Annotated in this window: 9 protein-coding genes and 1 riboswitch; of the genes, 2 read left to right on the top strand and 7 right to left on the bottom strand. The window is 35.2% G+C overall.

Annotation, left to right across the window (positions count from 1 at the left end; translation table 11 throughout):
- Positions 1 to 760 precede the first annotated feature (760 nt).
- The 6 genes from LZ480_RS19240 to qoxA form a co-directional block, all read right to left on the bottom strand.
- On the bottom strand, positions 761 to 2,092 hold the full coding sequence (locus LZ480_RS19240) for an NCS2 family permease (protein WP_241371160.1): 1,332 nt from the start codon (positions 2,090 to 2,092) through the stop codon (positions 761 to 763).
- A gap of 139 nt (positions 2,093 to 2,231) precedes the next feature.
- Positions 2,232 to 2,333, bottom strand: a riboswitch (purine riboswitch).
- Positions 2,334 to 2,619: 286 nt separating this feature from the next.
- Positions 2,620 to 3,810, bottom strand: a complete 1,191-nt coding sequence (locus LZ480_RS19235; RefSeq protein ID WP_241371159.1) for an MFS transporter — start codon at positions 3,808 to 3,810, stop codon at positions 2,620 to 2,622.
- A gap of 380 nt (positions 3,811 to 4,190) precedes the next feature.
- Positions 4,191 to 4,475, bottom strand: a complete 285-nt coding sequence (gene qoxD, locus LZ480_RS19230; protein ID WP_241371158.1) for a cytochrome aa3 quinol oxidase subunit IV — start codon at positions 4,473 to 4,475, stop codon at positions 4,191 to 4,193.
- A 1-nt stretch (position 4,476) separates the two neighbouring features.
- On the bottom strand, positions 4,477 to 5,076 hold the full coding sequence (gene qoxC / locus LZ480_RS19225; protein ID WP_241371157.1) for a cytochrome aa3 quinol oxidase subunit III: 600 nt from the start codon (positions 5,074 to 5,076) through the stop codon (positions 4,477 to 4,479).
- On the bottom strand, positions 5,073 to 7,019 hold the full coding sequence (qoxB, locus tag LZ480_RS19220; protein ID WP_241371156.1) for a cytochrome aa3 quinol oxidase subunit I: 1,947 nt from the start codon (positions 7,017 to 7,019) through the stop codon (positions 5,073 to 5,075). Before qoxB ends, qoxC begins: the two co-directional genes overlap by 4 nt.
- 38 nt (positions 7,020 to 7,057) lie before the next feature.
- Positions 7,058 to 7,927: a cytochrome aa3 quinol oxidase subunit II gene (gene qoxA / locus LZ480_RS19215; protein WP_241371155.1), complete on the bottom strand. Its 870-nt coding sequence runs from the start codon at positions 7,925 to 7,927 to the stop codon at positions 7,058 to 7,060.
- A 331-nt stretch (positions 7,928 to 8,258) separates the two neighbouring features.
- Here qoxA and pdxR point away from each other — a divergent pair, with 331 nt between their 5' ends.
- Both pdxR and LZ480_RS19205 read left to right on the top strand, forming a co-directional pair.
- Complete coding sequence (gene pdxR, locus LZ480_RS19210) at positions 8,259 to 9,704, top strand: MocR-like pyridoxine biosynthesis transcription factor PdxR (RefSeq protein ID WP_241371154.1); 1,446 nt, start codon at positions 8,259 to 8,261, stop codon at positions 9,702 to 9,704.
- A gap of 662 nt (positions 9,705 to 10,366) precedes the next feature.
- Positions 10,367 to 10,711, top strand: a complete 345-nt coding sequence (locus LZ480_RS19205; protein WP_241371153.1) for a transposase family protein — start codon at positions 10,367 to 10,369, stop codon at positions 10,709 to 10,711.
- A 313-nt stretch (positions 10,712 to 11,024) separates the two neighbouring features.
- Here LZ480_RS19205 and LZ480_RS19200 read toward each other — a convergent pair whose 3' ends face one another.
- Positions 11,025 to 11,174 carry a hypothetical protein gene (locus LZ480_RS19200; RefSeq protein ID WP_241371152.1) on the bottom strand — a complete coding sequence of 50 codons (150 nt, stop codon included), beginning with the start codon at positions 11,172 to 11,174 and terminating at the stop codon, positions 11,025 to 11,027.
- Positions 11,175 to 11,422: the final 248 nt, after the last annotated feature.

Genomic DNA, 11,422 nt, shown 5'->3' with positions numbered 1-11,422 from the left:
GTGTTAGTCGTTTGTGCGACTGTTTCATATCTTACCGAAGTTGTTATTGTTTGTCAACAACTTTTTAAAATAATTTAATTTGTGTTGTTTTCGTTTGTTTCGTAACAACGTGTTTAACTATACACCCATAATATCAATTTGCGCAACCCTTTATTTTTTAAAAAAATTTTCTGATTTTTATTAGAGAGTTTAATATGAGTTTCTTCTATTATATATAAAGTAAAGTTATTTTACTTGTCAGTTTAAATTAATTTTATTTCTCATGAAATATAACATTATAAAATAGATAATTTCATCTTTCGACTAATCGTTTTCATTCAATGTTATTCGTAAAATGCAATTAATTTTTCATTAAAGACGTTTAATTCATCAACTTCTATATTTTGTTTTTTCCTAGTTTACACAAACTTCAAATTGGTATGAACCAATGCCATTACGCTTTATTGAACAATCTATTCCAAGATCATGTATGGAAGTAAACTTTCGCTCGGCGAAGAAAAGATAATTGGGGGGAGCTAAATTCATAATAATAGCAAAGCCTGCCACTCTTTCTACCTTTACAATAAATAATTTGCTGGTTTTCCATATGCACTCCTTTGGTAGCACGACATCTACTTATATATCTTCTTATTATTGTTTCGATAATTTGATCCATCATTCGTCCTCCTCTCTGTAGTTCTCCTATATATATCGTTAGCATGTTTTAACTAAAGAAAAAAGCTATCTAGACATTTGCCTAGATAGCTTGAAGTTTGTATTGTTAGTGCGCGGCTGTTGCTAAATATAGTAAGAAAATCACACCGAATACGTACATAATCGGATGAACTTCTTTTGCACGGCCTGCTACGATCATTGTTAATGGATAGAATACGAAACCAACTGCTACACCAGTTGCAATTGAGAATGTTAATGGCATCATTAACATTGTAAAGAATGCTGGTACTGCTATTTCGAATTTTTCCCACTCGATTTTACCTAAAGATGCAACCATTAATACACCTACAACGATTAACGCTGGTGCTGTTACTGCTGAAGTTACAACAGATAAAACTGGTAAGAAGAATAATGCTAATAAGAAACATACGCCTGTTACAACAGCAGCTAAACCAGAACGAGCACCTGCTGCTACACCCGAAGAAGACTCTACGAATGAAGTTACAGTTGAAGTACCAAAAATAGAACCTGCGATTGTTGCGATTGAGTCAGAAATTAACGCTTTACCTGCACGTGGTAATTTGTTGTCTTTAACAAGTCCAGCTTGGTTCGCTACAGCCATTAAAGTACCTGCATTGTCGAAGAAGTCGACAAATAAGAACGTTAAGATTACTGATAACATTGATAATGAATAGAACTCTGCGTCACCGAATGCTGAGAATAATGCACCGAATGTTGGTTCTAATGATGGAGGCATTGCTACAATTGATGAAGGCATGTCTACTTGACCGAAGATAATACCTACGATTGCTGTAATTGCCATCCCAATGAATACACCAGCTTTCATGCCGCGTACTAAGAAAATAACTGTAATAACAAGACCAAAGATTGCTAATAATACTTGAGGTTCTGTTAAGTTACCAATACCAACAAATGTTGCTTGGTTTGCAACTACGATTCCCGCATTTTTTAAACCGATGAATGCGATAAATAAACCAATACCCGCGCCAACAGCTAATTTTAATTCCATTGGGATTGCGTTAATTAATTTTTCACGTAGACCAGTTAATGTTAATAGTAAGAAGAATACCCCTGATACAAATACTGCTGCTAAAGCGTGTTGCCATGGGCTACCATTTGTTAAAACTACTGTGTATGCAAAGAATGCGTTTAAACCAAGACCTGGAGCTAACGCTAATGGGTACTTCGCTAAGAAGCCCATTACAAACGAACCAACTGCTGCTGATAATGCCGTTGCTACGAATACTGCACCGTAATCCATACGCATTGCGTCTGGAAGATCCGGAACATCTGCTAATGTTAACGTTAACGGGTTAACAATAAGGATGTAAGCCATCGCTAAGAATGTAGTGAAACCACCTAAAATTTCGCGGCGGTAATTCGTTCCAAGTTTATCAAACTCGAAATACTTTTTCATAATGAAATTTTCCTCCGTATTGTCGTCTTACAATAACTTGAACTTATCGACTCTTAAATATACAAAAAGACACGCTGAGCTAAAAGCCGCATGTCTACGATTCAAGGAAAATAAGTACTATACTCGAATATAAAAGTACTGAAACTTATTAATAAATCGTAGTCGAATCATTTACGGTGATTCGGTAGAAACTCACGGGCCATATTCCCGACATTATACGACGACGTATTTAATTTATAATAGTAATATATCATTTCATTTTTCTAATTTCAACCCCATTTCCGAACGTTTTTTATTTTTATATAATTATAGTTCGTGAAAATACCCCTCGATTACTAATTTTTTGATTTTTTCAGCATTATTATTAATTTTGTAGACAAATTATTGAAAGTTTTGTTTTACCAAAACCCGAACATTCTATGTCATTATCTTTAATTTTCACCGTGATTTCCAAAATCATTAGAAAGCCTTATGTTTTTTTATCAAAAAAAGTAGTCGGGTTATACTACCCAAACTACTTCGTTTTCTCACTCAAATGCGAGTGAATATTTTTTCGACTTTAAATAAAGCATAAAGAATATTGTTAGCATTAAACTAAATAAGCCAAATGCTAAACCTGTAATCGGCAGGCCAAACCAATCCAGCAATGCACCCGTTGACAGTAGCACTAATTGGAACAATGTTTGGTCGATCATATTTCGGAAGGCAAAAAAGCGCCCGTGATACTCCGCTGGCATTTGTTTTTGGAAAATCGTCATCGTTGTTGGGAAGAAACAGCCAACCGCAAAGCCAAATACAGCGAAAATAACAACATTCATTATTTCAATTGTTGAGAAAAATAGTAGCGACTGTAGGACACCAATCAGTAATGCTAAACTGAACATCATCGTCCCAGTTTTCATCCGTATTCCTAAATACTTTACCGCAATTGCCCCTAACATAAAGCCGACACCTTCTACTGTATACAATAAACCTGAAATACTAGTTGAATCGTGCATTTGTGCAATTTTCATAATCATTAAGTTGAAAGAGCCTAAAAATAATATCGGCACAACAATTAACACAAGAGTTACAAGTACAACAGGATATTGTTTCAATACCGGTAACACCTCTTTGAAACTACTACTTTCCTTCTTTTGCGTTTTACTTTCCACTATACTCTCATCAATATGTAAGAAGAATAATGTAACTAATACGACTGCATACATAATAAGTGATACGACATATAGCCAAATTAAATCCACATAAGCTACAAATAATCCGGCGGAGGCTGCACCAACAATACGTGATAATGTGCGCGCATTCATATGCCAGCCATTTAATGAAAGCAAATCTTTTTTATCAACAATCTTTGGTATGATTGATTGAATTGCAGGCATAAAGAACGTCGCTGCTATTTGCAACAGTATTAAAAAGACAATCATCAAGAGAACTGAATCGAACGCAATCGCTGCAAACATCACAAACACAGTAATTACACGTGCAATTGATGAACCAATGAGCACCTTTTTCTTGCTCGACGCATCGATGATTTTACCAGCTAACGGTGCGACAATTACCCCTGCAAGCATCCCGATCGCCAATATAACCGATTTATGAAAGTCGGAGGCAACAAACTCCGTCATAAAAGCTAAATTACCAATGATTCCAGCCCAAAGACCAAGCCCTACAACGAATTCACCAATAAGCACTATCCACACATTTCGATTACGCCACATAATTTCCCCTCCTTTTTCTAATTTTCACTATCTTTCATTTTATAAAATTTCGAGTCACTAAACAATAGACCACCTGTAATTGTTAGTCGAAGTTAATTGCTTTACCAAGAAATATCTCTATCGCTTCTATTCACATCTTTTTCGTTCCAAAATAGGTGCATTAAACTTGATTGGCGACGATTTAACGATTGAGAAAATACCTCTAAAGTTACGAAGACGAGATTCTTCAAACTATTCCACTCACTAATCTAGTAGCTTATACAAGAAAAAACACCCTCATATTGATTTGTACACATCGTTACATCATCAATAGAAAGTGTTTCTTTTAGTTAACTTTTCAGTTGCGAGATTGTTTATCTACATTTCAAATAAACTATTTGTTACAAATAACCCCAAATCATCGTTAACAGTGTTCCAAAAACTGTGACCAGTCCAATAAATACTGCATAGAACAAATTCGTAAAAATTGCGCTTCGTTCTTCTGTTTCCCCAGCGTGCATGAAAACAATTAGTTGTAAACCAGCTTGAATAAACGCTGTAATTAATAAAATCGTCATCGCAATATCGAACGATGCATCTAAAAAGTAAACACTCAATGCAACAGCAGTTAAAATTAGTGATGAAACAAATCCTAATACTTGATTACGCGGAAAAATATCACCCATATTATGACACCAATCCTTTCAAGTATACGAAGCTAAAAATAAAGATCCAAACGACATCTAAGAAATGCCAGTATAAAGAGAAGATGAACGATTTATTTGTTGTTTCATGCGTAATGCCTCGTTTTTTAATTTGACTAACAATTAAAACACCCCATACAATCCCGAATGTTACGTGTGCACCATGTGTACCTAATGTTGTTAATAATATCGCGGTGAATGCACTCGTTTGGAGGCCTGCTCCTACATGGTAGTAATGCATAAATTCATATATTTCTATACTTAAAAACCCTAACCCTAGTAAAAGCGTAATGACAAAAAATGTGATCATTACTTTTTGGCGTTTTAAACGCATCGCATGTATAGCTAAGCCAATCGTAAAACTACTCGTTAATAAGATAAATGTTTCCAACATGACTGGTGTGATTTCAAATATTTCTGCACCAGTTGGTCCATTCCCCGTTCGATCGACCAGTGTAAAATAACCTGCAAATAATGTACCAAACAGCATGATTTCTGCGCCTAAAAAGATCCAGAAGCCCAAAATATTTGCTCGGTTTTGCAGTGTACCATATTCTAATGGACGCGAGTTATCAATTTTCATCGTCTAGCACCTGCCGCTTGTTCAATTTTTTTAATTTCTTCAACTTCGATATAGCGCCCATGATCTTTTTCTAATGATCGATGTACTAGGCAAGCAAAAATACCAATTGTTGAAATAATGACTGGAATCCATAAAGCAAAGACAAATGAAAAGCCCCAAACAAAGAAAATACATCCTATAATAAATGGCATACCGCTGTTATTCGGCATATGAATTTTTGAATAGGATTCTCTATAAAGGACATGTCCGTTCTCTTTTGCATCCCAAAATGCTTCTGTTGAGTCGACTGTTGGTACAATTGCGAAGTTATATTCTGGAATCGGCGTATGTGTTGCCCATTCTAATGAGCGTGCATTCCATGGATCACTTGGAATATTTCGTGTTGCATAACGTGTACTATGATAGACATTGTAAACGAGTAACACAAAACCAATAGCTAGTCCAATGGCGCCAACAAAGGAAATCATATTGTAAATCGTAAAACCTGTTGATTCGGAATACGTATACATTCTGCGGGCTTGACCATCTAAACCTGAGAAAAACATCGGCATAAAGGCTAATAACGTACTCATTGAAATTACCCACGCCTCAATTTTTCCTAATTTATCATTTAGCATGAAGTTAAAGAATTTCGGCCAGTAGTAATGTAAGCCTGCTAACATCGCAAATACGACACCAGGAATAATTACCATATGGAAGTGCGCTACTAAAAACATTGTATTATGGTATTGATAATCTGCTGCTGACATCCCTAGCATGACACCTGTTACTCCTCCAATTGTAAAGATTGGAATGAATAAAAGCGTGTACAGCATTGGTGTTGAAATAGTGATTTTCCCTTTCCAAAGGGTAAATAACCAGTTAAAAATTTTAACACCGGTTGGTACGGCAATCGCCATCGTTGTAATAGAGAAAATACTGTTCGTTAAAGCACCTTGCCCCATTGTGAAGAAATGGTGTGTCCAAACTAAGAACGATAATAACGAAATAATAACCATAGATGCAACCATCGATTTATGACCGTATAAGTTACGCTGTGAGAAGGTCGCGATAATTTCACTATATATACCGAACGCCGGTAAAATAAGGATATATACTTCGGGATGTCCCCAAACCCAGAAGAAGTTTGCCCATAGCATATCCATACCGCCATTCGTCGTTGTAAAGAAGTTTGTCATGAATAAACGATCCATCGTTCCCATTAATAAAGCAATCGTTAATACTGGGAATGCGAATACAATAATGACATTGGCAGTAAGTGCTGACCAAGTAAACATTGGCATCTTCATTAATGTCATACCCGGTGCACGGAATAATAAAATAGTTGTAATAAAGTTAATCCCTGTAATTAGCGTCCCTAACCCAGAAATCTGTAAGGCGAACATATAATAGTTTGTTCCGACAGATTCACTAAATTCATTACCAGCTAGTGGGAAGTAAGAAGTCCACCCTGCATCTGGGGATCCTCCAATGACGAAAGAAATATTTAATAACATTGCTCCTACAAAGAACAACCAAAAACTAAGTGCATTCAATCTTGGAAATGCTACATCGCGAGCACCTATTTGTAGAGGCACTAGTAAATTCATAAATGCCATTATGAAAGGCATCGCCATAAAAATAATCATGACCAAACCATGTGTTGTAAAAATCTCATTATAGTGTTGGGCATCTAATAATGTGTTTTCCGGCTGCGCTAATTGAGCACGCATCATAATGGCATCGACACCACCACGGAATAACATCGCGATTGCTGATATTAAATACATAATCGCAATCTTTTTATGGTCGACGGTCGTTAACCACTCTCTCCATAAGTAACCCCATAACTTAAAGTAAGTTAAGCCTACAATAATCCCTACTGTAACAAGGACAATCGCAACCATCGAAGCATATATCGCTGGACTAGGATGCGGTACAGCAAATCGTTCAAAAAATTCCATAAGTGACTAGCTCCTTTCGAGCATCTAAATTTAATCCATTATTCATGAGTTTCATGTTCATTTTGCTCCTCACTTCCTCCGTGATTATGTTCAGGTGGTGGTAAAAAGGTTAAATGTGTTCCTGTAAATGTGGAACGTCCAACATGACCTGGCTCTAATAATTCCTCAAACTTAACTTCAGTTAACGGCTCTGCATTACTGTGAACCTCGTTAACCCACTCATCAAATTCTTCTTGCGATACAGCGGTTACATCAAATGTATTTTCTGCGAATCCTTTGCCATTAAAATTGGCGTTACGTCCCATATACTCTCCTGGTTGAGAGGCTGCAAGATGTAAAGTATTAACCATGTCGGCCATTGCATATTTTTGTCCACCTAATTGTGGAATCCAAAAACTTGTAATTGGTCCATAGGAATACAGTTTAAATTCTAATGGGCGTTCTGCTGGAATGTATAAATAGTTTACTGTTTCTATATTCTGTTCTGGATAACTGAAATGCCATTTCCAATTGGATGTAGATGCATAAATCACAAGCGGTTCTTCATTTGCGTATTCTTCTGGCGGATTTTCCACCTTATTGTTACTATCAACCGAAACGAAAGACAAATAAATAACAATTAAAACTGGAATTCCTACACATATCAGTTCAACAAGCAAGTTTCCTTCAATGTGTGGTGGTTTATAATCGGCCGGCTGTTTTGATGCTCGATATTTATAAACCATATATGCAAGAATTATAAAGACAATAAAAACAATTGCCGACATAATGCCGATTGATAAAATAATATCTTTTGCCTGTGTTTGTGCTTGTGGTCCTTTAGGATCTAACACTAATAAAGGTTCGCATCCAGCTAACATAATTAAACTCATTAAAAAGGATGCAAATAAAATAGGTTTTTTTAACATGTATAAACCCCTTTCTATTAATCGGGAGAATATAGCATGAAATATGAGGTTTTTTGTGGAAGTTGTAGTGTCTGTCTTAATCGACTTTAATACTAGTCCCTCTCACTTAAGAAAACAACAAAATTAACACTTTGTCATGAATTAGTAATAATTTAATGATTTCTTTGGATTTCACACTATTACTAAAAGCATTTTTTTATCTATTATGATATTTTATTATGTTATGTTTTAAAAAACCTAAGTGGATGGGTAAAATACAATATAATTGGATGGTTATTTTCAAGACATTTTCAGTTATTATGTTTAACCACTAAAAAAAAGGATGATGGATATGCATTTTCAAATAGATCGTTCACTAAAAACACCCCTTTATAAACAAATCGCCAAGTATATCGAAGAAGAAATTTTAGATGGCACCTTCCCTACAGACAAGCCATTACCATCTGAACGAACACTTGCAACCGAATTAGGTGTTAATCGAAGCACGGTTGTTACTGCCTATGACGAGCTAGAAGCAGAGGGTTTAATCCAACGAATTCAAGGGGCAGGCACTATGGTTACTAGAGACATATGGGGAATGACAAAAAAAAGAATCCCCCGGTGGAATCAATATATTGAGGCAGGTAGCTATTTACCAAATACCCCCATTGCCCAAAAAATTAGGAAACATACTGCAGAAGATACGCTCATAAACCTAGCCTCAGGAGAACTTTCTGCCGATTTATTTCCCTTAAACGCTTTACGAAACATTATGGCAACGCGTTCTTTTATAGGCCACTTAGGTTATGATCATCCGTTAGGGAATGTTAATTTACGCCAAACAATAGCTAAGCATCTTACCTATTCAAGGGATATTGAAACGGATGCCAACCACATATTAATTACATCCGGTGCACAGCAAGCCATCCATCTTATTATTGAATGTTTACTAAAACAAGGTGATTCTGTCGTGATTGAAGATCCTTCCTATCATTACGATTTACAAATTTTCAAATCTGCAGGTATTCAAACGTTTTTTTTACCCGCTGGAAAAGATGGCATTGACCCTCAAGGACTAATTAACTTGCATAAACGTCACCGTATCCGGATGATTTTTCTTAACCCTATTTTTCAAAATCCAACAGGAACATTGCTCAGTATAGAACGCCGAAAAGAAATTTTAGATCTTTCCGCAGAATACGGCATTCCCATTGTGGAAGACGATCCCTACAGTTTAACGGCATTCTCACACGAAAAAATAAGCACGCTAAAATCATTGGATATGAACGGAAACGTGTTATATGTTAGCTCTTTATCTAAAATTGTAGCTAGCGGTCTACGTATCGGTTGGATTAATGGACCCAAATCCGTAATTGAGCGTATTTCTGATGTAAAGCAGCAAGTAGATTTCGGTCATGCTAGTTACAATCAATGGATTGCAAATGATTTTCTAGAATCACCCTTTTTTGAAGCACATATAAACGAGCTGCGGAATAAATTAAAAATTCGTCGGGATCATTTGATTTATTATCTTAACTTCTATTTGCAAGATAAAGTGGAATTTGAAATTCCTAAAGGTGGCATCCATCTTTGGTGTAAATTTAAAGAAGAAATTGATGAAGTCAAACTATTAGAGGAAAGTATGAAACAAGGCGTAATTTTTGTACCTGGTTCAACGATGGGAACTAAAAAAGGGTATATCCGCCTCACTTTCGCACGTGAAAAAGAAGAAAATATTAAGGAAGGCGTTTACCGTTTATCAAAAGCATTGGGAAAAATTTCAAAGTGGATGGGCTAAAACAATGGATATTGGATGGGGATTAACTTCTTTTTTTTAGCTAAGATAAATTTGTGGAAAACAAATCCACGATATAGCTGAAGTGAAGAGCATTTGTAGAGGTTGTCAGTCTTAATCAAACTTAACTATCTATACAATCAGTATCTTCAATTTGGTAGTACGAGGTCGTGAATGTTGAGGACTCGCAACTTGTGGAAGAGTCGCAGTTTCTTCAGACATTGTTTACGATTTAGTAGATTAATCAATCTTATGGCTATAATTGCATCTATATAATTTTTTCTTTATCGCTTAGTATAATAAAAATATTATTAGATTGTCCGTACATTGTTCGGAAGACGATTAAGAGTAGCTTTCATATTTATCTAATTTGTATATACCTCTATTTCATACATGATTATAAATTGATAAGTTTTTTCGAGATCTATCCGAATATTTGATAAGCGAAAAGTAAAAGATCTCACGCAGGTCAGACTGCAAGATGTAATATTATCATTAAGTGATTTCTACCAACTACTATGTAACATTTGAGCTACTGATTTTATTTTATCAGTAGCTCTTTATATTTTTTAGTGAACGAAATGCTGTTTGATTAAAATTGAGTTTTCATTCACATTTACAAAGGAATTGGGTTTAGGTGAATTTATATAAAGGATGTGTCAATAATGAACTACATTTTATCAGAGCTTGATATGGAATTAGATTTAGAAATAATTCATCATGAATTAACACCAACAGAAGTCATTTTATTTATTGAATCGATGACTGTTACCGCTACATGTCCTAAGTGTTTACAAATTAGTCATCGCAAACACGGACAAAGTTTACGAAAAATTCGCGATATACCCATTTCAAAAAAAGACGTCTACCTTTATATTCGGTTGAATAAATGGTATTGCACAAATCCCTCATGCCCTTGCAAATATTTCACAGAATCAACTAGGATTGCACCCGCATATCAACGCTCTACTTTAAGAGCTACACATTTTTACAAAAAAGCTGAATTATAAATTAAGTGTTTGATACGTAACAGAGGAAAAAAAATGATTTGTGTACCGTATATACGATATTTTTTACATTCCGCCCCCCTTTAATTTATTTTTTGATGAGTCATTACCGTATTGATAAAAAACAAAAAAGCTTGGTAGAAACCTTATTCGATAAGGCTCTCCAAGCTTTTTCTAATTGCTATTTTTCATGCGCCATACACCTGTCGCTTTGCTACCGAAGCAAACATCAACTTCGCTGGCGCGAAAAATTTCTCCGGTGCAGTGAATAAGAAAAGCATAGGGAGATTTTTTTCTTCCTATGTTTTCATTCATATTATTTATCTGTTTGTTTTTGCTTATTTTTCAAATACTCCGCACGTATTTTTTCAAGTTGCTGCTTTTTATCAAATTTTGCAGGCTTGTTTTTTTCATGATATTTTGCCACAGCTACTTTACCTTTAGTATCTAATTGATATTTTCCCACTTTGCTCACCTACTTTTCTTATGTTTAAAGAGGATCTATTCAACAAATATAATATACTTTTTTACTGAATTAAACCTTTTCACTTTATTAGTGTACTGCCTAACCTTACATATATCAGTAAAAAATTAATAAAATAATCCGTAGTCAAATGGTATTCATTATACTCATCTTTACGACCTTAAATTTGCTAATTCATTTTTAAATCATCAATCAAGTGGCTAATCTTAACTAAAACAAAAAACCTCTTT

It is taken from the genome of Solibacillus palustris (genome assembly GCF_022549215.1).
GTDB lineage: Bacteria > Bacillota > Bacilli > Bacillales_A > Planococcaceae > Solibacillus > Solibacillus daqui.
The sequence above is the reverse complement of the archived record's forward strand: the minus strand, read 5'-3'. Positions and strand labels throughout refer to the sequence as shown.